Source organism: Ensifer sp. YR511 (assembly GCF_900103045.1).
Taxonomy (GTDB): Bacteria; Pseudomonadota; Alphaproteobacteria; order Rhizobiales; family Rhizobiaceae; genus Ensifer; species Ensifer adhaerens.
Genome location: NZ_FNGR01000021.1, coordinates 95,796 through 115,724, shown reverse-complemented (window position 1 = coordinate 115,724; position 19,929 = coordinate 95,796). Strand labels below are relative to the sequence as shown.

At 61.1% G+C, this 19,929-nt stretch carries 19 protein-coding genes, 1 tRNA gene and 1 pseudogene; 10 read left to right on the top strand and 11 right to left on the bottom strand.

The genetic code is table 11. The annotated features are described in order from the left end of the window. Window positions 1-6: 6 nt before the first annotated feature. Window positions 7-267 (bottom strand): annotated as a pseudogene (locus BLU15_RS27405) (transposase); the annotation flags it as partial. Window positions 268-464: 197 nt separating this feature from the next. Between BLU15_RS27405 and BLU15_RS27400 the strand changes: the two are divergent. The 3 genes from BLU15_RS27400 to BLU15_RS27390 all read left to right on the top strand — a co-directional run bounded on the left by BLU15_RS27400 (window position 465) and on the right by BLU15_RS27390 (window position 3,273). After that, complete coding sequence (locus BLU15_RS27400; RefSeq protein ID WP_090299772.1) at window positions 465-1,277, top strand: DNA adenine methylase; 813 nt, start codon at window positions 465-467, stop codon at window positions 1,275-1,277. Window positions 1,278-1,539: 262 nt separating this feature from the next. Beyond that, complete coding sequence (locus BLU15_RS27395) at window positions 1,540-2,442, top strand: DUF6414 family protein (protein ID WP_143034269.1); 903 nt, start codon at window positions 1,540-1,542, stop codon at window positions 2,440-2,442. Between the two features lie 78 nt (window positions 2,443-2,520). Further along, the gene (locus BLU15_RS27390; RefSeq protein ID WP_090299768.1) at window positions 2,521-3,273 is read left to right on the top strand and encodes a hypothetical protein; all 753 of its coding nucleotides are present in this window, start codon (window positions 2,521-2,523) and stop codon (window positions 3,271-3,273) included. Window positions 3,274-3,470: 197 nt separating this feature from the next. Here the strand turns inward: BLU15_RS27390 and BLU15_RS27385 are convergent. From BLU15_RS27385 to BLU15_RS27375, 3 genes are all read right to left on the bottom strand, one after another. Next, a tRNA-Met gene (locus tag BLU15_RS27385) sits at window positions 3,471-3,547 on the bottom strand. 135 nt (window positions 3,548-3,682) lie between these two features. Continuing rightward, on the bottom strand, window positions 3,683-4,936 hold the full coding sequence (mnmA, locus tag BLU15_RS27380; protein WP_051659745.1) for a tRNA 2-thiouridine(34) synthase MnmA: 1,254 nt from the start codon (window positions 4,934-4,936) through the stop codon (window positions 3,683-3,685). A gap of 167 nt (window positions 4,937-5,103) precedes the next feature. After that, window positions 5,104-5,853, bottom strand: a complete 750-nt coding sequence (locus tag BLU15_RS27375) for a helix-turn-helix transcriptional regulator (protein ID WP_034806462.1) — start codon at window positions 5,851-5,853, stop codon at window positions 5,104-5,106. Between the two features lie 478 nt (window positions 5,854-6,331). On the opposite strand from BLU15_RS27375, the gene BLU15_RS27370 reads away from it, so the two are divergent. Together BLU15_RS27370 and BLU15_RS27365 are read left to right on the top strand one after the other, a co-directional pair. Further along, window positions 6,332-6,607, top strand: a complete 276-nt coding sequence (locus tag BLU15_RS27370; protein ID WP_003527546.1) for a CtrA inhibitor SciP — start codon at window positions 6,332-6,334, stop codon at window positions 6,605-6,607. 206 nt (window positions 6,608-6,813) lie between these two features. Then, complete coding sequence (locus tag BLU15_RS27365; protein ID WP_060581188.1) at window positions 6,814-7,095, top strand: GNAT family N-acetyltransferase; 282 nt, start codon at window positions 6,814-6,816, stop codon at window positions 7,093-7,095. 328 nt (window positions 7,096-7,423) lie between these two features. On the opposite strand, the gene BLU15_RS27360 is transcribed toward BLU15_RS27365, so the two are convergent. Then, window positions 7,424-7,774, bottom strand: a complete 351-nt coding sequence (locus BLU15_RS27360) for a flagellar export protein FliJ (protein WP_034806460.1) — start codon at window positions 7,772-7,774, stop codon at window positions 7,424-7,426. 441 nt (window positions 7,775-8,215) lie between these two features. Between BLU15_RS27360 and ctrA the strand changes: the two genes are divergently transcribed. After that, a complete protein-coding gene (ctrA, locus tag BLU15_RS27355; protein WP_025424706.1) occupies window positions 8,216-8,917 on the top strand; it encodes a response regulator transcription factor CtrA in 702 nt (233 codons plus the stop codon). Between the two features lie 274 nt (window positions 8,918-9,191). Here the strand turns inward: ctrA and BLU15_RS27350 are convergent, their stop codons facing one another. Beyond that, the gene (locus BLU15_RS27350) at window positions 9,192-9,554 is read right to left on the bottom strand and encodes a response regulator (RefSeq protein ID WP_034806707.1); all 363 of its coding nucleotides are present in this window, start codon (window positions 9,552-9,554) and stop codon (window positions 9,192-9,194) included. 253 nt (window positions 9,555-9,807) lie between these two features. Further along, complete coding sequence (chpT, locus tag BLU15_RS27345) at window positions 9,808-10,458, bottom strand: histidine phosphotransferase ChpT (protein ID WP_060518553.1); 651 nt, start codon at window positions 10,456-10,458, stop codon at window positions 9,808-9,810. 274 nt (window positions 10,459-10,732) lie between these two features. On the opposite strand from chpT, the gene BLU15_RS27340 reads away from it, so the two are divergent. Further along, entirely contained in the window at window positions 10,733-11,326 is a 594-nt protein-coding gene (locus BLU15_RS27340; RefSeq protein ID WP_082566315.1) for a DUF1134 domain-containing protein, read from the top strand. A gap of 161 nt (window positions 11,327-11,487) precedes the next feature. Continuing rightward, entirely contained in the window at window positions 11,488-12,651 is a 1,164-nt protein-coding gene (locus BLU15_RS27335; protein WP_060518656.1) for a hypothetical protein, read from the top strand. Between the two features lie 46 nt (window positions 12,652-12,697). Here the strand turns inward: BLU15_RS27335 and BLU15_RS27330 are convergent, their stop codons facing one another. Further along, window positions 12,698-13,534, bottom strand: a complete 837-nt coding sequence (locus BLU15_RS27330; protein WP_034806450.1) for a TrmH family RNA methyltransferase — start codon at window positions 13,532-13,534, stop codon at window positions 12,698-12,700. A 4-nt stretch (window positions 13,535-13,538) separates the two neighbouring features. After that, on the bottom strand, window positions 13,539-13,922 hold the full coding sequence (locus BLU15_RS27325; RefSeq protein WP_034806447.1) for a hypothetical protein: 384 nt from the start codon (window positions 13,920-13,922) through the stop codon (window positions 13,539-13,541). Window positions 13,923-13,951: 29 nt separating this feature from the next. Between BLU15_RS27325 and BLU15_RS27320 the strand changes: the two genes are divergently transcribed. After that, entirely contained in the window at window positions 13,952-14,980 is a 1,029-nt protein-coding gene (locus BLU15_RS27320; RefSeq protein WP_090299766.1) for an RluA family pseudouridine synthase, read from the top strand. 210 nt (window positions 14,981-15,190) lie between these two features. Continuing rightward, a complete protein-coding gene (rpoH, locus tag BLU15_RS27315) occupies window positions 15,191-16,096 on the top strand; it encodes an RNA polymerase sigma factor RpoH (protein ID WP_034806441.1) in 906 nt (301 codons plus the stop codon). 108 nt (window positions 16,097-16,204) lie between these two features. Here rpoH and BLU15_RS27310 read toward each other — a convergent pair whose 3' ends face one another. Beyond that, window positions 16,205-18,556 carry a hypothetical protein gene (locus BLU15_RS27310; RefSeq protein ID WP_090299764.1) on the bottom strand — a complete coding sequence of 784 codons (2,352 nt, stop codon included), beginning with the start codon at window positions 18,554-18,556 and terminating at the stop codon, window positions 16,205-16,207. A 63-nt stretch (window positions 18,557-18,619) separates the two neighbouring features. Further along, window positions 18,620-19,918, bottom strand: a complete 1,299-nt coding sequence (locus tag BLU15_RS27305) for an adenylosuccinate synthase (RefSeq protein WP_034806437.1) — start codon at window positions 19,916-19,918, stop codon at window positions 18,620-18,622. Window positions 19,919-19,929: the final 11 nt, after the last annotated feature.

The window sequence follows — 19,929 nt, the reverse complement described above, 5'->3', positions numbered from 1 at the left end:
GCGTCACTTTTTTCCCAGGGCCTCCTTCAGAAGGTCTGCCTGCATGCTCATCTCCGCATACATCTTCTTGAGCCGTCGGTTCTCCTCTTCCAAAGCCTTCATTTGGCTAATCATCGAGGCATCCATACCGCCGTATTTGGCTCGCCACTTGTAAAAGGACGCCGTGCTCATACCGTGTTCCCGGCACAGCTCCGGTACCGGTACACCGCCTTCCGCCTGGCGCAGGATGGCAAGGATTTGGGGTTCGCTAAATCTGCTCGTCTTCATCAAAATCTCCTCGATCATAAAGCCCGAGAAAATTCTACTTTTGAAGCCCGTTATTTTGCGGGAGGATTACCCGCGCTAACGCACCAACGACGGGGTCAAGTTCGCGGCTCTATCCCGTCCGACAGCGCTAATCGATAACCGTCGCACCCGTACCCTGCAGGGCGGGCTCTTAGTGACTGAGTCGAGAGCTTTTTGAAATGGTGTTTATTGAAGACATGCGGGCGGTTTCGCCTACGCTCCCTCCCGCCGCCTGGATCGGTGGCAAGAGGCAACTGGCGAGCCGCCTGGTCGGGATGATCTCGACCATCCAACACACCACTTATGCCGAGCCTTTCGTCGGCATGGGCGGTGTCTTTTTCCGGCGCACGGCCGCGCCGAAGAGCGAGGTCATCAACGACCGAAACGGCGAGGTCGTGAACCTCTTCCGGATCCTGCAGCGGCACTATCCGCAGTTCATGGATACGCTGAAATTCCAGATCACCAGCCGGCGCGAGTTCGAACGGCTGAAGGCGTGCGATCCGACGACACTGACCGACCTGGAGCGGTCGGCCCGCTTCCTCTACCTGCAGAAGCTTGCCTTCGGTGGGAAGGTCAACGGCCAGCACTTCGGCATCAGTCTCGACCGATCGGCCCGGTTCAACCTGACGCGCCTGGCGCCGATGCTCGAAGACGTTCATGAGCGCCTGGCCGGCGTCATCCTGGAAAACCTCGATTGGTCCGAGTTCCTCGATCGCTACGATCGCTCGGGGACGCTCTTCTACCTCGATCCCCCATACTTCGGCAGCGAAGACGACTATGGCAAAGCTCTCTTCGGACGCGACCAGTTCGCCGTCCTTGCAGAGCGTTTGAGGCGGCTTCGAGGAAGCTTCATACTCTCCATAAATGACGTTCCGGAGATCAGGGAAACGTTCGCAGGTTTCACCTTTCACGAGGCGGAGTTGACCTATTCGGTGAGTGCTGGAAAGGCCACGAACGCTCGTGAACTAATCATTACCGGTTGTTCGGTTTAAGGGCACTGTAAGCAAAGCGCTGGCACACATCGCTTTGCTTCACCCACCCAAGGATGACGGTGTGCTGTGCAGGAAATGCTGTTAAGTTCCTTTTTCACAGGTTCGACTGAACCAGTCGGACAGGAGACGAACATGGGCAAAAAGAAACCAAAGGGTACTGACGTTGAGCCACTTGGACTGCTTGGCCTTTTGAAGAGTCTGCTATTGAATGCCCAGACCGACTCGAAAACGGCTCAAAGCGAAGATGAGGAAGTGGCCGGCTATGCAGAAGAGAGACGTGAAAGCATCCGAAAAGGCGCCAGACGAGCCCCAAAACGATTTCGTCCTTGATTTTCTCTATAACGACGCGCGTCGCGTCGGATCGTTCCTCTCCCAATTTGATGACTCCGGGGCTCTAGAGCGGATCGTACAGCGAGAAGCCGCAAGCAAGGATCAAAGGCGAGGCTTCAAAATTCAGGTTACGGGTGGCGGCTCTGTCCTAGGAACCGGAGCAAATGCGGGACTCGGTTTCGATAGAGGACCAGGCGATTCAGGCTCGGAGTCGCTAGAAAGGCAGTATGATCCGCTCTGGAACAACGCCCTTACTCTCCTCGACATGCTGACTGTCCGCACGTTGATAAAGAACAACGTAGCCAAAGCTGGTGTTGGACAGTTTGTGAGGGTTTCAGGCAGCCTTCAAATCCACGACCTTGGGGCGATGAAAGCCGTATGGGATATACCGGTCATCAAGCGAACGCTCGGCTTAGGCCAATCGAAGAAGGGAAGACAGAACGCACCGGGTGCCGATCAGATGGAGATCGGCATTGAGATGGTTAAAACGCTGCCCCACGGAATCACAGCAAGAATGACTTCCTCAGGCTCCTCACCCGTAGAGACATGGTCAACCCTCGTCCCAGAGTTTATTACCGGGTCCACCAGCGATCTTTTTCTCAAGCATGGCGCTCGCATCAGCGGCCATTGGACGATGATCGGCGTTCTTGACGCCGAGCCGGATCTAATTCTTCCGACGAACTATTCGCCGGAGCAGAACAATCTCCTTTTCGCGACCAACGGTCTCTCGCACGTACTCGATCTGGTGATGCCTATCGCTCGTTCATTTCTCGGGCGTCCCTCGGGTGCCTACGGTATCACCCCACTTGTGATTTACCGCGAGGTCTCGCGGTAGAGCTCGTCCGGTCACTGGTCGTGTCAACCATCTGAGGTCTACTCTCACATTCGAATAGATTCGGTCGATGGAGAGAAAATGAGCAAGGTGGTCCTAGATGGTTCAGGCGTCATTGTGTATCTGGCCTTGACGCCGGAATACCTAGCTGAAACCAATGCTTGGCGTGACGACAAGTGTTCGCTTCACCCAAACCGCCACTGGCGGCGCTACCCTACCTCAAATGGCGGGGTCCAAATTCGCCAACAATGTCTCAACTGCGGATACGTCATAGGCGGATCCCGAAAAAGGACGCTAGAGGACGAAAGTCTGCCTTTTGTCGATCCAAGCATTGGGGAGCGCTATGATGACAAGAGGGAGTCGGAATTTCATGCCATCCGCCAGCGGCATGCCAGGATGCAGCATGAAAAGAACAACTCGTTCTTCAAGGAGTACGACGAGTACCTGCGCAGTGAGGCCTGGAAAAATAAGCGGCGGCTCGTCCTCAAAAGGGCCAATGGCGTCTGCGAAGGATGCGGCCTGAGTGAGGCCAGAGAGGTCCATCATCTGACCTACGCTCACCGAATGAATGAGTTTTTATTCGAATTGGTTGCGGTGTGTACGGAGTGCCATGAACGTCTGCATGAGGACGAAGTGGAGTCGCCAGAAGAGGTTGAGAACGGTGACGCCGGTCACGACGACGAAGCTTATTATCTGCTATGCAGCGACTGTCGCTGGCAGGGCGATCGCGATCGACAGCGCTGGTGCGAATATACCGATATGCCCGCCGAGCACGCCACAACAGAAGGTGGCCCATGTGGCCCACAGCGACTGCTTCACGCCGAGTTGAAGTAGAATGCTCAACCCGCAAGGGTGAAATTCAAGCTGCCTTTTGACAACCAGAACCGGAATTGCAGTTTTTCCGGTTTTGGCTGTCAAAATTCCGGAAAATCGCGGCGAGCTACACGCGTAATGAATCGACCACCTCATTCGCCCCGAGGTGGTAACGCATGCCGTACAAGCAAACTATTATCGATTCACTCGGGAACAAATGGTAGCGGAGGAGGGATTCGAACCCCCGACACAAGGATTATGATTCCTCTGCTCTAACCTACTGAGCTACTCCGCCGGGTACCGCGTCAGGGCTTCGAAGTGGAAGCCGTCTTGACTGGACGGGCGGCTTATACGGCCCGCTTCCGCCCACTGTCAACCCAAGTCTCCGGGAAAATGTGAAGTTTTCACAACAGCCCGGAAATCAAGGGCTTCAGGCGGCTGCCTGCGCCGAAAGCAGCGCCTTCAGCGCGGCTTCTGCGCCGGCTTCGCGTTCCGATTTGCGAATAAATCCGCCGCCATAAACGCGCGCATCCTCGCCGACGCCGGAATAGAGTGCGCAGGCTTGGCCGGGTGCAATACCGGCTTCGCCTTCCGCAAGCTCCACATAGATGCCCTCTTCGTCCATCGCGAGCACGGCAGGCGCCGGCTGGCGGGTGGAGCGCACCTTGGCGAAACATTCAAAGCCCCGCGCAGCGGCCACTTCGACGTCCTCATCACCCAGCCAGTTGACGTCGCGCAGGTAGACGCGGCGCGTTTCCAGCGCCTCCTTGGGGCCGACGATGACGCGGCGCGAGCGGGCGTCGAGATAGACGACGTAGAGCGGCTCGCCGGTCGCAACGCCGATGCCGCGGCGCTGGCCGATCGTGTAGTGCAGGATGCCCTCATGCGTGCCGAGCACGCGGCCGTCGAGATGCACGATCTCGCCGGAAAGCGCTGCATTCGGCTTCAGCTTCGACACGATGTCGCTGTACTTGCCCTGGGGCACGAAACAGATGTCCTGGCTGTCTGCCTTCTGGGCGACGACGAGGCCCATCTCCTCGGCGAGCTTGCGGGTCTCGGCCTTGGAGAGATGCCCCAAGGGGAAGCGCAGATAGTCGATCTGCTCCTGCGTCGTTGCAAAGAGGAAGTAGCTCTGGTCGCGATCGGCATCCGTCGGCCGGTAGAGCGCCCGCTGGCCGGCATAGCGCGGTTTCGGGCTCGGGCGCGAGCGGATGTAGTGGCCGGTCGCCAGCGCATCGGCGCCAAGCTCCTTGGCGGTTAAAAGCAGGTCGGCAAACTTGACCGTCTGGTTGCAGGCAACGCAAGGGATCGGCGTTTCGCCGGCGATATAGCTTTCGGCGAAGGGATTGATCACCGTTTCGCGGAAGCGCGCTTCGTAGTCGAGCACGTAGTGGGGAATGCCGAGGGTTTCGCAAACGCGGCGTGCATCGTCGATGTCCTGGCCGGCACAGCAGGAGCCGGCACGGTGCACGGCGGCGCCGTGATCGTAGAGTTGCAGCGTGATGCCGAGAACGTCGTAGCCCTCGCGTTTGAGCAGGCCGGCAACGACGGAACTATCGACGCCACCGGACATGGCAACGACGACACGCGTATCTTCGGGCTTGCGGTCAAAATCGAGACTGTTCACGGGATCCAATCCGGCCTTCGGGCGGCAACCTTGCGCCTGCCCTGTTTCACGCTTCATGCGATGCTTTGCCGAGGAACTCTCGGCCCACGGCATCTTCGGCTCCGCGGCGGCCGGCATCAATCGGATGCATAGAGCGCGCCGCAGTACTTTCAGTTCCGCGACATATAGAAACTTGTCCGTCCGGCGGCAAGGCCGGCCGCTGCCGCTGCCCGGCCTTAAAGGCGTCAGATCAGCTTCAATCGCATGGCGCGGGCAATCGCCTGCATGCGGTTGACGGCATCGAGCTTGCGGGTCGCGCTCTTGAAGTAGCTGCTGACCGTGTAGGTCGAGATCCCCAGGATGATGCCGATCTCGTCGCTGCTCTTGCCGGCAGCCGCCCAGCGCAGACATTCCAACTCGCGGCTCGAGAGTTTTTCACGTGCCGTATTGCCGGTGTCGAAGGTGCGCTCCAGGCATTCGAAAAGCTGGACCAGCGTGAGATACAGCGTCGCCCGCTCGACGCCGGCAGGTGCCTCGCGACGGCCCGAAAGCATGGCGATGAAGGGATCGCCGCCACTCGTGTGCAGCAGCACCGCGAAATGGCGCGCCATCTCCGGATGGGCCAGCAGGCGGTGCACCATGGCCTCGTCCGCGGGCTTGGCCGCAACATCGAGCAGCTCGGCCCCGCCGGTCACCGGCAGCTTGGTGAACCGCAACTTTTCGACCAGCCCGCTCGACTGGAAAGTCTCGCAGGCGTCGTACTGGCGCACCAGTTCGGACGGCCAGTTGCTGAGCACTAGCCGCTCGGAAAAGCGCTGCTGTTCGGCCAGCGGCATGCGCGCGATCATGAAATGGCCGAAGCCATAGCGCGCGATCAACCGCCGCATGAGATGCAGAAGTTCGTACTCGGTGCGGACGGTGGCCGTATCGATGTCCGAAAACATCTCCACCGTTTCAGCCTCGCGCAGCAAGGCCGGTTCATGCGATTCCTTCATCTGCGATCACCACATCCCCGGCGCCACCGCACCGGTCGAGAGAAATACAAACAACGCCCCACATCTTCAGGAGCATGAAATTCACCCGACAGGCGAAATAAAACTGCCGCTCCCGGCCTGCCCGCGAAAGAAACGCGCCCGGTTGTGAAAACTATGACGATGCACCAAGAATGAATGCGGGAGCGTACATACGACGCTCATCCTTATTTCGGGGCTTCGTTACCAAAAATTTTAGTTAAAGTGAAATGTGGTATTTGCATGGCTCCCATGTCAATTCCGCGAGAATCCGGATTGTTCTCAAGCGTTTCCACAAGTCGGGGAAATATTGCCCCAAGATCTAAGGGGCGCCACACGCGGATAAAAGCCCACCGGAAGTGTCTCAAATTATGAGCAAATTGTTACTTGACGCTTAGGCAAATGTTAAATGTGGCAGGCTAAGGTCACGGTCATATGGTCTTGAGTTTGTGTAGAGAGTCCCATGACCGAAATGATGCGACCACGCGTGAAATATGTCATCGGCCCCGATGGCAGCCCTCTGACGATTGCGGATCTGCCGCCGGCTAATACCCGGCGCTGGGTGATCCGCAGGAAGGCTGAGGTTGTTGCCGCCGTGCGCGGTGGCCTGTTGAGCCTGGAAGAGGCGTGCGAACGCTATACCCTTACCGTCGAGGAGTTCCTGTCCTGGCAGTCCTCGATCAACGATCACGGTCTCGCCGGCCTGCGCACCACTCGCATCCAGCAGTATCGCCACTAGTTCGCCCATCACAGGGCCATAGGTCGCGCGGCGGCTCCGGGTTTCCCGGGGCCGCCGCCGTCGTTTTTCCAGGTCCCGCGCGCACCGGCATTGGTTGCGTTTAACGAACGCTCTGTCCTCCGGCGATGGCGGGGCAGGCGATTCCGATTTGCGGAAAACTGCGCTAGCTTCCACGCAGACAAACCCGTTCATCAAGGAAGGCTGCCATGGAAATTATGCACGAGGAAACCGGATCGCACGGCCGCTACTCGACATCAGTCGAAGGCCATACCGGTGAAATGACCTATTCGCGCACCTCGCCTCAACTGATCATCGTCGATCATACGCTCGTTCCGGATGCTCTGCGCGGCAAGGGTGTCGGCCAGGCGCTGGCCAAGCATGCGATCGAGGAAGCCCGCAAGGGCGGCTGGAAGATCATTCCGCTCTGCCCTTTCATGAAGGCCCAGGCGATGCGGCATCCCGAATGGCAGGATGTCATCCAGGGTTGAGACAACCGCGGCAGCCACGGCACAAATCTTAAATCGAAATCGCGACCTTGGCGCATCTTGAAAGAGGCGCGGCCCTGCAGGCCTCAAAATGAGAAGACCCGCCCGGATGCCGAGGCATCGGGCGGGTCTTTTTGTCTTGTCACGATCGTGCCGGATCGGATCATGCCAGCCGCATGATCCGTCAAGGATGGAACCATCTGCTCCGAAACGGGCAATCGGCCCGTCCAACGGACAAATCCCCCTTGCCGGATCCGGCTCGGGGTTCAAATCACCCTTTGGAACAAGGCGTTACGGCCCGCTGCGCCGGATTTTGGCGCAGGAGCCGCAGCTATGCCCGCAGGCGGGTCGACGTGTCCCGCTCTTCGAGGGCCGCCGCCTTCGCGTATTCAGCCTGCACTTCTTCGAGCGCGAGTTCGGCAGCATCCTGCTGCGTCTTCAGTTCGCGAATGGAAACCTGAAGATTGTCGGCTCTTTGACGTGCGGCCTTGGCGAAGGTGGGATAGGCGAAGTGCTGGGGATCGGAGATACCCGACTTCTTCTCCTCGAAAATAATCTGATTTTCCAGATCCTTGGTCATCCGTTCGAACTCAGCCATCATCATCTGAAGCTGGTTCAGCTGACGCTGCTTCTCCCGGACCTGAAATTCCTTCAGGCGGACAAGGCTCTCACGTGCTTTCATACGCAATACTCCCGTGGATAACGAGACCCCGGTTACTGATTTGCCCGCGAGCCGGCCCGAACAGGGCCGGAAACGAAAAATCTTCAGCGATATTAACAAAAGCCTACCGCTGGTAACCTTTCGTTTACGGGCATCGTTAATCATAGGCGTGATGATTTAAGGCTCCGTAAATGCTGAGGCACGAAATGTGACCGCCCCGGCATTAACGAGTCAGAAGAGTCAGATAACGGCATTTCCTCATGTTTCACATGAGATTAGCCGTTCTGGATTCACGTTTGAAATCAGGAGACTGCTAAAAATATTTAACAAACTCGATACACCTTGCCAGAGGGAATCAGAATTTGTTAACCATTTGGTGGCAGCCTCCAAATCAGGCAACGACTGGATCCGTATCGCGTAAGGGTGCCACGACAACCTTGGGCGGCGGAAAAGGGGAAGAATATGCGGGTTCTATTAATTGAAGACGACAGTGCAACGGCTCAGAGCATTGAGCTGATGCTCAAGTCCGAGAGTTTCAACGTCTACACCACCGATCTCGGTGAAGAAGGCGTCGATCTCGGCAAACTTTATGACTACGACATCATCCTTCTCGACCTCAATCTGCCGGACATGTCCGGCTACGAAGTCTTGAGAACGCTGCGTCTTTCCAAGGTGAAGACACCCATCCTGATTCTTTCGGGTATGGCCGGCATCGAAGACAAGGTTCGCGGCCTGGGCTTCGGCGCAGACGACTACATGACCAAGCCGTTCCACAAGGACGAACTGGTCGCTCGCATTCATGCGATCGTCCGCCGCTCCAAGGGCCACGCCCAGTCGGTCATCTCCACCGGCGAGCTCATCGTCAACCTGGATGCCAAGACGGTTGAAGTCGGCGGACAGCGCGTCCACCTGACCGGCAAGGAATACCAGATGCTCGAGCTGCTCTCGCTGCGCAAGGGCACGACGCTCACCAAGGAAATGTTCCTGAACCACCTCTACGGCGGCATGGACGAGCCGGAACTGAAGATCATCGACGTCTTCATCTGCAAGCTGCGCAAGAAGCTTGCAAACGCCGCCGGCGGCGCCAACTACATCGAAACCGTCTGGGGCCGCGGCTATGTGCTGCGCGAGCCGGATGGTGCCGAATACGCCGAAACTGCCTGATTCCCCGCCAGGGCTTGCATCGATCCCCGCATGATGCGGGCCCGACATTCAAGAGTTTCGCAAAACCCGCCTATGAGGCGGGTTTTGTTTTGCGCGCAAACGACCACGCTTGCCGGTCCTGCAATGCCCGGCGGATGCCAGGGTTGCGCGCGCCTGCACCCTCCCCTTCCCCGACGCTCGAAAATCTGATCCGCTCGCCCGCTCCGCACACAACAAAAAGCCGCGGCAAACGCCACGGCTTGATTTTGCTGCAAACAGATCAGGATAAGGCGGCTCAGGCCGCCATCGACTGGCTCGCGAAAACGCTGGTCAGGATCTTGCGGTCGAAAGGCTTCAGCAGGAAGTCGTCCGCGCCAGCGCGCTTGCCGGCCATCATCTTCTTCAGGTCTGCCTCGACGACGCAGTAATAGATCCGCACCGAAGGGCCGTTCGGCAACCGGCGAATATTGCCGATGAGCTCGAGCGCGCCTTCGAGACCCGCGTCGATGATCAGGATGTTCGGGAGTTCCGCTTCGCAGCGCACAAGCGCCTCGAGGCTGTTCGACGCCTCGTAAACCATGAAGCCCATGCCGGAGAGGATACGTTTTCCAACTTTCCGCACGACATCCGAGCCGTCGGCAATCATCAAACGTCGCATGTCCAACTCCCTTCGCCACTTACCTATACGCGTATCGGCATTCCTGAAACAACTCTATACAAATTTGGGAAAGATTTCGTTACGGAGTTTGCTTAACGAAGCTTTTTCATGCGGGATCAACACTCTGAAAACATTAAATTTTCCAGAATGCGAGCGAGATCGAAACGCATATGGCAGATACGTTTCCGCCGGATGCGATGGCACCCGGCGGCTGTCGAGAAGTCAAGAAATCGGAATACCTGGCGCCGTCGAATTAAACCTCAGGCTGCATTTTGGCCGTAAAGATGATTTCCTCGCCGGTCGAGGTAACGGCGATGTCCATGCGCGCCTCCTCGCCGAGAAGCACGGTGTAATAGGGCTGGATCGAATGGGCATCGACCGCCTCTTCCGGCGTGCCGGACAGGAGTTCCACCAGCCTCGGCGGTACCCGCATCATCCGGCCCTTCGCAACGAGCGTGAACGCGGCGTCGAATTCCGGATTCTCGAGCGTCACGTCGATCGAGCCGCCGCGCGGAATGGCGCCGTAGGCAATCAGGAAGAGGTTCAGAAGCAGCTTGACCCGGTTCTTGGCGATGATCGCCCGCGGGCCGTGCCAATTGACCTCGGTCTTCTTCTCGGCAGCGGCAAAATCCTTGGCGGCCTTTTCCGCTTCGCCAGTGTCGATCGACGCGCCGACCGAACCCGAGGCACCGAAGGCAAGGCGCGCAAACTTCAGCCGGACAGAGGCGTTGAGCGCGCTCGTGCGGATGAGGTCCATCGCATCGGCATCGGCGCCGCCCTCGTCGAGCAGTTCCAGGCCGTTGTTGATGGCGCCGACCGGGGAAATGATGTCGTGGCAAACCCGGCTGCACAGAAGCGCGGCCAGATCGGGTCCCGTCAATGTCAGGTTCGGATTCGTTGCCATCTTAGTTCCTTGTTTGGTGCCATCGGCCGTCGCCTGGAGCACGCGCCGTGGTCACGCCGGTAAAGCCTCACGCGTGAAGACGCAAGTCATGAGCTGCCCGGCGCAGCCGTTCATCAGTGGAACATAATGACACCACATTTGGTAAACCGATTGTTAAGACCATCAGTTCAAATTGCATGGCATTGGTCCAGACCCCAACTGGCCGAGCAGTGATCTGACTGTCGGCCACTGCAAACCCGCAAGCGAGCAATTTTCGCGCCTGACGGAGGATATGATGCATCAGATCATGAAGGCAGCCACATCGGCTCGCCGTGTTGTCCTGGCCACGATGTTTCTGGTCGCCGGCGCCCTGTCCGCTGCGCACGCCCAGTCGGCGAACAACAACAGCCAATACACCATGCAGGAAATCGTCGATGCCGGTCACGGCTTCTTCGGCGAAACTTCGGGCGGCCTTGCCAAGGTCGTCGAACGTGCCTTTGAACGCTACGGCCTGCCGAACGGCTACATTCTCGGGCAGGAAGGCTCAGGCGCGTTCATCGCCGGCCTCACCTATGGCGAAGGCGAGCTCAACACCAAGAATGCCGGACAGCACAGCGTCTTCTGGCAGGGTCCGTCGCTCGGCATCGACTGGGGTGGCCAAGGCAGCCGCGCGATGATGCTCGTCTACAATCTGCCGAGCGTGCCGGCGCTCTACAAGCGCTTCGGCGGCGTCTCCGGCTCGGCCTATGTGGTTGCCGGCGTCGGCATGACGGTGCTGACCGACGAGAACATCGTCGTGGTGCCGATCCGCACTGGCATCGGCGCGCGCCTCGGCGTCAATGTCGGCTACCTCAAGATGACCCAGACCCCCACCTGGAATCCCTTCTAAGACCGTTGCCGGACCTGCCTGTCGCAAAATCCGGCACCATAGACTTGCAGCGCACGAAACGTCATGTTTAGTGCAAGGAAGCGGAAGATGGAGCGCCTGCCGTGCCCTTTGTGGCCGGGCAGGCGGTTCGGTTTCCGGTCCAGTTTCGAAACGGCCAGCTCGTGATCCAATTCTCGCTTCTCTTTGCCCTGGGCTTTCTGACGGCGATCATCATCGGTCTCCTGGTCGCACCGGCGATCCACCGCCGGATCGTGCGTTTCGCCGAGGACCGGCTGAAAGCGACGATGCCGCTCAGCCCTCAGGAGGTGCGCGCGCAAAAGGATGCTGCCCGCGCCGCCTTTGCCGCCGAGAATGCCCGCACGCTTCAGGCCCTGAAGCGCGAACGGGACAAGGGCGTGTCGCTGATGCTGACCAACGAGAAGAGCCTGCAGGAAGCCCGTCGCCTCAGTGGCGAAAACGCCGATCTGCACGCCCAGCTGGCCGACATGAACGTTGAGGCGGCAGACATGCGCTCGGCCATCCGCCAGTTCGAACAGCGGCTGGAACGCATGAAGGCGACCCTCGACAGCGTCGAGCGGGACAACGCCGGCAAGGCTGACGAGATCAGAAAGCGCGACGCCCAGCTCGCCCAGGATGCGGCCCAGACCGACAATCTGCGGATCGATCTGGCTGCGCGCGAGACCGAGGTCGAGCATCTGAAGAGCCGGATTGCCACGCTGCGCGACGAGCGCGAAGCCCTGCGCAGCGACTTGAAGACCGAGACCACCCATGCAAAGGAAATGGAGCTCCGCCTGTCGCGCGACGGGACCCGCCTTCACCGGCTGGAAGACAAGCTTGCGCGCGAAATGGCGACCAGCGCCGATCGCGAGAGCGCGCTCGAAAGGCGCGCCGGGGAAATCGAGAGATTGAAAGCCAAGGTCAAGGACACCAACCAGGAAATGCGTGACGCCGCCAAGGCTCTCCGCGCCGCGGGCGTCGCCTTTCCCCTGCGCCGCGACCGCAAGCCGGCATCCGAACCGGCCGCCAACGGCGCCGCGGAACCGGCCCAATCCGTAGGAGGGGAGCCCGGCTCCATCGTCGCCGCCGACGACCTGCGCAATCGCGCCACCGCCCTTTCGGAGCGCCTAACCAACTCCAAGTCCGCAGCCCATGACGAGGCGCTTCGTGATGAAGTCGCAGCAATCGCCGCGGGCATGGTCGCACTGACGGCGACGAACGAAGGCGCCGCCTCCCCCATCCTCGGCCTGCTCTCGGGCGAGGAAGAAGGCACCGGTAACAGGAAAAGCCTGGCAAAGCGCGTCAAGGACATCCTGCCGCGCGAGTAGTGCGCGCAGCGGTCGGAATCATCTGCCCTTACACCAGTGCGAACCGTCAGATCCGGCCGTTGATCAATGCCACCTGGTGCAATGCGATGCCCGCCGCGGTCGACACATTGAGGCTGTCGAGCCCAGGACGCTGGCGGATGCGCGCCGTCTGGATCGCCGTCATCACCGATTGCGGCAGCCCCTCGCCCTCGGTCCCCATCAGAAGCGCCGTGCGCTGTGCCGCCGGGATCGCCCCGATGTCGATCGTTCCCGCCGGCGACAGGCCCCAGATTGCAAAGCCCGCATCCTGCAGCTGCTGCAGCATGACGGCAACGGACCCTTCGCGGGCAAAAGGCACCGTCAGCACGGAACCGACGGAAACGCGGATCGCCTTGCGGTACATCGGATCGCAGCTCGTCTCGTCCATCAGCACCGCATCGACCCCGAAGGCCGCGGCGTTTCGGAAAAGCGCACCCATATTGTCGTGGTTGGAGATGCCGCACGCCGCCAGCACCAGGCTCGACGCGGGTAGCGACGCGATCAGCGCGTCGCGATCCGGCTCGCCTTCGCGGCGCCCGAGTGCCAGCACGCCGCGATGCATGTTGAAGCCGGCGATCGCGTCGAACACCTGCGCATTCGCCACATAGACCGGCACGTCAGGCGGGAAACGCCGAAGAATGTCGCCAACGCCCTCCAGACGGTTTTCCAGAAGCAGGAGGGCCTCGGCCGCAAAGCCACGGCCGGTCTCGTGCGCGGCAGCCAGCATGCGCAGCACCACGGTGCCTTCGGCGATGAAGCGACCCTGCCGCCCCGTCAGATCGCGCTCCTTGATCGAGACGAAACCGGCGATCCGGGGATCGGCGGGATCGTCGATGCGCAAGACGGGCGGGAGGGCGCCTGGCATGCCGTCAGTTCGTCCGAACGGTAATATCCGCAACGATGCGGCCGGTGCCGATGTCGAAGACGATGGCGCGCGGCTCGGCGCCGGGCAGGTTGCCGTAGAACAGCACCTGCGAGCCCGAAAGCGCGACATTCGTCACGGTGAAGCCTGCGGGCAGCGCGGCAACGGCGTTGAGCGGTGCCTCGCTCGGGACGACGGCAGCGGACGTCTGGGCCGGCGCTTTCTCATCCGTGCGTGTCAGCTTGTAGACAATCGTTCCAAGGACAGCCATAAGCATGACCAACATGACGCCGGCCGAGACGAGCTGCAGCTTCACCATCTTGCGGCGGACATTTTCCATCGCCGGATCTAGCGGCTTGTCTTCCTGGTCGTCGGGCTCGATTGCGGTCATGGCTGGCCTTTTTTCGGATTTTTAGCGGAATGAACGACCCCTTTAAACAAGCAACGGCCAATAGGAAAGTCCTGACGGCGGGCGAGGATGCCGCAGGGCGGCTCGATTCCTTCCTGACGGACGCACTTTCGGGTGAATTCTCCCGCAACCGCATCAAGGCCCTGATCGAACAGGGTGCGGTGTCGGTCAACGGCAAGCCGGTGAGCGAACCGAAAAAGAAGGTACAACCGGGCGACGTTTTCGAGATCGACCTGCCCGAGCCGGAAGATCCCGAGCCGAAGGGCGAGAACATTCCCCTCGACGTGCTCTATGAGGACAGCGACCTGATCGTGCTGTGCAAGCCGGCCGGCCTTGTCGTGCATCCGGGCGCCGGCAACTGGACCGGCACGCTGGTCAACGCCCTGATCCACCATTGCGGCAGCAGCCTGTCGGGCATCGGCGGCGTCAAGCGCCCCGGCATCGTCCATCGCCTCGACAAGGAGACGAGCGGCGTCATGGTCGTCGCCAAGAACGATGCGGCCCATCGCCATCTCTCGGACCAGTTTGCCGACCACGGCCGCACCGGCCCGCTCGAGCGCGCCTACCGGGCGGTCGTCTGGGGGCGGCCACGGCAACTGAAGGGTACGATCGACGCGCCGCTCGGCCGCGCCGGCGACCGGACGAAGCGCGCGGTCAAGCGCGAGGGCAGCGACGACGCCCGCGAGGCGATTACCCATTACGAGGTGGTCGAGCGCTATCTCGAAAAGCCCGACGGCACCTCGCTCGCCTCGACCATCGAATGCCACCTGGAAACGGGCCGGACCCACCAGATCCGCGTGCACATGGCTCATATCGGCCACCCGCTGATCGGCGATCCCGAATACGGCGCCGCCTTCAGAACCAAGGCGAACCTTCTGCCGGAGGCCGCCAAGACCGTGGTCAATCAGTTTCACCGCCAGGCGCTGCATGCCTTCATGCTGCAGTTCGAACATCCCTCGACCGGCGAGACCATGCATTTCGAAGCACCGATGCCGGCCGACATGGCAGCGCTGATCGACGCGCTGCGCAGCGGGGAGTGACCGCCCCTTGAAATCCGGCGAAAGAATTCCGATCTAAGGCGAGCCTCTATTCGTGACATTTCCGTCGCTCCGGCGTCACATGCTTGTGAACCGGACTCCTTGAATCATGCTTTCGCCGTACTTATTTTCTACGTTCGTGGGGTCTTGACGAAGACCCACATGCCCGGCTTGCCGACCGGAGGCCGGAGACTAAAAAGGGGGGTGCTTCATATGGCCCGAAACAATTTGCCGTCCATTGCCGCTGGAGAAGGCGGCCTCAATCGTTACCTCGACGAAATTCGCAAGTTCCCGATGCTGGAGCCGCAGGAAGAGTACATGCTCGCCAAGCGGTACCAGGAACATGACGACCGCAAAGCGGCACACAAGCTCGTCACAAGCCACCTTCGCCTCGTCGCCAAGATCGCGATGGGTTATCGCGGCTACGGCCTGCCGATCGGCGAAGTCGTGTCGGAGGGCAACGTCGGCCTGATGCAGGCCGTGAAGAAGTTCGAACCCGATCGCGGCTTCCGTCTCGCCACCTACGCAATGTGGTGGATCAAGGCGGCGATCCAGGAGTACATCCTGCGCTCGTGGTCGCTGGTCAAGATGGGCACGACCGCCAACCAGAAGCGGCTGTTCTTCAACCTGCGCCGCCTCAAGGGCAAGATCCAGGCACTCGATGAGGGTGACCTGAAGCCGGAGCAGGTCAAGGAAATCGCCACCACGCTCAAGGTGAGCGAGGACGAAGTCGTGTCGATGAACCGCCGCCTGTCCGGCGACGCCTCGCTCAATGCGCCGATCAAGGCGAGCGAAGGCGATTCCGGCCAATGGCAGGACTGGCTCGTCGACGATCACGACAACCAGGAAGAAATCCTGATCGAGCAGGACGAGCTCGAAAGCCGCAGGGCGCTGCTGGCGAACGCGATGAAGGTGCTCAACGACCGTGAGCGTCGCATCTTCGAAGCACGCCGTCTGACCGAAGATCCGCTGACGCTTGAGGATCTTTCGGCCGAGTTCGACATCAGCCGCGAGCGCGTCCGACAGATCGAGGTTCGCGCCTTCGAAAAGGTTCAGGATGCCGTGCGCAAGGCAGCGCTGGAGCGCGCCAATTCCTTGCGCGTCGTCGAAGGCGCCTGAGGCGACTGCAGCACTTCAACAAAGGTTCTGCTTCAAGAGCGCGAAAACCAACAAAAAACCCGGCGGTTGCTTCCGCCGGGTTTTCTGTATCTACCGCTCTTATCGAGCTTACTGGCTGTTGCTTTCGGCAGCCGTTCCCGTCGTCGACCAGGCGCGCATCGCCTGGTTGAAGGCATCCGTACCGCTCTGCCCCTTTTCAAGCGTCAGCAGCGCGCGGCGGCCGTTGCGATAGGTGAGCGGAATATCGATCCAGCTGCGGCTACGCAGCAGTTCGGTGTTGTTGCCGATGGCGTCCGTCGCATCGTTCAGCGCGATCATGTGGAAATCGTCGGTGATCTTGGCCGGAACCGCGATCAAGGCGTCTCCCCGGTCCTGCTCGGTCCGCTTCATCGATACGCGCTGGACGCTGTCGATAGCGCCGCCTTCGAAGTTCGACGGCAGCGAGAACACGAATTCGATGACGTGACTTGCCGGCAGCGACGGATCCGCATTCCGCTTGATCGTCATCAGCGCGGTGAGGCCACGGTCGGGAACGGTGATCTGGGCCTGGATTGCCGGTTCGGGCTTGGCGTCGCCGCCAGGCGACTCCTCCTTCACCGTCCATGCCACGGTCCCCGGAACGGCCGTGGGCGAAGACTGGCCAAGGCGCTCCTCGTAGAGGAACATCTTCTCGCCGGTCGCAAGCGCGACTTCAGGCTGGTTCGGCTGGCCCGACGGCTGTCCTGTCGCCGGCGCTCCGGCCTGGCCGGTCGTGCCGCCCTGCCCGGCGGCCGCTTCGACAGGCTTGCCTGCCTCGGTCTGCGGCGCCACGGACTTGCCTTCCTGCGCCGCGCTCTCGCCGGTTGGGTTGGCCGGGCCGTCGTCGGTCTCCGATCCGTCCGCCATCAGGCGCTGCGTGAACTTGGTCGAGCTGTTGTCCGGAGCGACGGTATCGTCGTGCGCAGCCGGTTCCTGCGTGGCGGTTTCGCCAGCGGGCTGCGGCGGCGTGCTTTGTTCTGCCGGCGCTCCGCCGATGTTTGACACCACCGAGGTTATCGACGCCACCATGCCGGAGATCCAGGCATTGCCGGCTTCGCGGTTCTGCCAGTAGGCAAACCCGCCGCCGCCAAGCGCCAGCAGGGCGACGCCCGCAATTGCGAGACGCTTAATGCTGAAGCGCGACGGCTTCGGCGTGGCCCGGTAAGATGTCGGCCTCGGCGCCGCCGGGGTTGCTTCGCCAGCCCGTTCCGGCTCGCGTGCTGCGGCCGCAGCTCCGGCTCCCGCCGCAGCAGCATTGGCCGCGTCCTCGAAACCGAGCAGGTCGTCGATATGATCCCAAGCGGTACCAGCGCGTTCCTGCTGGTTCTGTGCCGCCGGTGCGGCAGTAGCCTGAACAGGCTTTTCGACCGGCCATGACCAGTCGCTGATCTCCGGTTCGGAAGTCTTCTCGGCCCGCCGCTCTTCGATCGCCGCGAAGGGGTCATTGTCGTCGAACGACCAGCCGCGCACCGGGTCCGCCTTGGGCGTCGCCTCAGGCGCATGTTGGTCCGGCTCGGCGACCGGATGCATCCCCAGGAGCTCGGGCGCGTTATCCGGTTCGTGGGCCTCGGCGGCACGCTCGTCGCTGAGGTGTTCGGCAACCGGAGCGACGGTCGAAGTCGGACCAACGGTCTCCCACTCGGGCAGGTCCCACTCCGAGAGTGCCGGCTTCTGCTCGGCGTTTGCCGCCGGCGCTTCCTCCCAGGCCGGCTCATGCGCGGCATGGTGCAGCGCCTCGACCGACGGGGAAGGCTCCGATGTGTCCTGCGTTTCTGCCACCGGCTCCGAATACTCGGGCGCTTCGTAGGCTGGCGCGTCTTCTTGCGGCTGAGCCACGACGGGACTTTCGTCCAGCGGCGCCGCAACGGCTTCGGCAGGCTCAACGACCGGTTCGTATTCTACCGGCTCGACCGGAGTTTCCTCGGCCAGTTCAGCATGAGGCTCGACGACATGCGTCGGTTCCTCATAAGCCTCGACATGGTGGTAGGGCTCGGCGGCGCTTTCCGGTTCCGCGGCCGGCTGTTCGACCTGCTCGGCAACAGCCACCGGTTCGCTTTCGGCAACCGGCGCAGACTGAGCTTCCGGTTCCGGTTCCGGTTCCGGTTCCGGTTCCGGTTCCGGTTCCGGTTCCGGTTCCGGTTCCGGAACGGGCTCGTCTACGGCAGCGTCCGAGGCAACCGGTTCGACGGTCTCCGCCTCGGCTACCTCCGGCTCATCGAGCGCCGGCAGGGCCTCGGCATGTTCGCTGTCGACCTCGGCGATCGCATTTTCGAGCTTCGCCAGCTGGCGATTGATCATGTCGTCCGACGGACGCGGGTTCATGTTTTCGAGTTGGCGGCGCACGGCCGCGCGCGCCTTCTCGTATACCCTGTCCCGCATTTCAGGTGTGTTTTCCGACAGGCCGTCAACGGTCCTGCGAATAACTGCAACAAAGTCCGCCATTAGTACTTTCTCATACGCCCAGGTATGTCTTTGCGATCACGACGCAATGTCAGTTCGCCGACACTAGTCCTCAAAGGGGTCCGTCACAAGTATTGTGTCGTCCCGCTCCGGGCTGGTCGAAAGAAGAGCAACCGGTGCACCGATCAGTTCTTCCACCTGGCGGACATACTTGATCGCTTGCGCCGGAAGATCTGCCCAGCTGCGCGCGCCAACCGTCGATTCTTTCCATCCTTCAAGCGTAACATACACTGGCTTTGCCGAAGCTTGCTGCGCCTGGCTTGCCGGCAGATGGTCGATCTGCTGCCCATCCAGAGTATAGCCGATGCAGATCTTCAGTTCGTCGAGACCATCGAGAACGTCGAGCTTGGTAAGCGCGATGCCGGTGATGCCGTTGGCGGCGACCGACTGGCGCACCAGAGCCGCATCGAACCAGCCGCAGCGACGCTTGCGACCCGTGACCGTGCCGAACTCATGACCTTTTTCACCGAGGAACTGGCCGATTTCATCGGTAAGCTCAGTCGGGAACGGACCTTCGCCGACGCGCGTCGTATAGGCCTTGGTGATGCCGAGGATATAGCCGAGCGAACCCGGGCCCATGCCCGAGCCGGCGGCAGCCTGGCCGGCGACCGTGTTCGACGAGGTGACGAACGGATAGGTGCCGTGGTCGATGTCGAGCAGCGTGCCCTGCGCGCCTTCGAACAGGATGCGGGCGCCCTTGCGGCGAGCCTTGTCGAGCAGCACCCAGACGGTGTCCATGAACGGCAGCACCTTGGCGGCGACCGACGAAAGCTCCTGCATGATCGCGTCATGGCTGATCTCGGCTTCGCCGAGGCCGCGGCGCAGCGCGTTGTGGTGCGTCAGCAGGCGATCGACCTTGGCCGGCAGCGTGTCAAGGTCGGCAAGATCCATGACGCGAATGGCGCGACGGCCGACCTTGTCTTCGTAAGCCGGACCGATGCCGCGGCGCGTGGTGCCGATCTTCGTACCGCTGTTGGAGGCGGCGTCCTCGCGGATGCCGTCGAGCTCGCGGTGCAGCGACAGGATCAGGGTGGCATTGTCGGCGATGCGCAGATTGTCCGGCGTGATCGCAATGCCCTGCTTGCCGAGCTTGTCGATTTCGGCGATCAGCGCGTGCGGATCGATCACGACGCCGTTGCCGATGACGGCAAGCTTGCCGGGACGCACGACGCCGGAGGGCAGGAGCGACAGCTTGTAGCTGACGCCGTCGATCACCAGGGTATGGCCGGCATTGTGACCGCCCTGAAAGCGCACGACGATATCCGCGCGCTCGGAGAGCCAATCCACAATCTTGCCTTTGCCTTCGTCACCCCATTGGGAGCCGACCACTACGACATTCGTCATAATTCTCTTCC

Coding starts and splice junctions, on each gene's coding strand:
- BLU15_RS27320 (WP_090299766.1), top strand. CDS start 13,952: ATGAACGACCCCTTTAAACAAGCAACGGCCAATAGGAAAGTCCTGACG.
- BLU15_RS27340 (WP_082566315.1), top strand. CDS start 10,733: ATGCATCAGATCATGAAGGCAGCCACATCGGCTCGCCGTGTTGTCCTG.
- BLU15_RS27375 (WP_034806462.1), bottom strand. CDS start 5,853: ATGAAGGAATCGCATGAACCGGCCTTGCTGCGCGAGGCTGAAACGGTG.
- BLU15_RS27370 (WP_003527546.1), top strand. CDS start 6,332: ATGACCGAAATGATGCGACCACGCGTGAAATATGTCATCGGCCCCGAT.
- ctrA (WP_025424706.1), top strand. CDS start 8,216: ATGCGGGTTCTATTAATTGAAGACGACAGTGCAACGGCTCAGAGCATT.
- mnmA (WP_051659745.1), bottom strand. CDS start 4,936: ATGAAGCGTGAAACAGGGCAGGCGCAAGGTTGCCGCCCGAAGGCCGGA.
- BLU15_RS27310 (WP_090299764.1), bottom strand. CDS start 18,556: ATGGCGGACTTTGTTGCAGTTATTCGCAGGACCGTTGACGGCCTGTCG.
- BLU15_RS27395 (WP_143034269.1), top strand. CDS start 1,540: ATGCAGAAGAGAGACGTGAAAGCATCCGAAAAGGCGCCAGACGAGCCC.
- chpT (WP_060518553.1), bottom strand. CDS start 10,458: ATGGCAACGAATCCGAACCTGACATTGACGGGACCCGATCTGGCCGCG.
- BLU15_RS27305 (WP_034806437.1), bottom strand. CDS start 19,918: ATGACGAATGTCGTAGTGGTCGGCTCCCAATGGGGTGACGAAGGCAAA.
- BLU15_RS27390 (WP_090299768.1), top strand. CDS start 2,521: ATGAGCAAGGTGGTCCTAGATGGTTCAGGCGTCATTGTGTATCTGGCC.
- BLU15_RS27360 (WP_034806460.1), bottom strand. CDS start 7,774: ATGAAAGCACGTGAGAGCCTTGTCCGCCTGAAGGAATTTCAGGTCCGG.
- BLU15_RS27330 (WP_034806450.1), bottom strand. CDS start 13,534: ATGCCAGGCGCCCTCCCGCCCGTCTTGCGCATCGACGATCCCGCCGAT.
- BLU15_RS27350 (WP_034806707.1), bottom strand. CDS start 9,554: ATGCGACGTTTGATGATTGCCGACGGCTCGGATGTCGTGCGGAAAGTT.
- BLU15_RS27365 (WP_060581188.1), top strand. CDS start 6,814: ATGGAAATTATGCACGAGGAAACCGGATCGCACGGCCGCTACTCGACA.
- BLU15_RS27400 (WP_090299772.1), top strand. CDS start 465: ATGGTGTTTATTGAAGACATGCGGGCGGTTTCGCCTACGCTCCCTCCC.
- rpoH (WP_034806441.1), top strand. CDS start 15,191: ATGGCCCGAAACAATTTGCCGTCCATTGCCGCTGGAGAAGGCGGCCTC.
- BLU15_RS27325 (WP_034806447.1), bottom strand. CDS start 13,922: ATGACCGCAATCGAGCCCGACGACCAGGAAGACAAGCCGCTAGATCCG.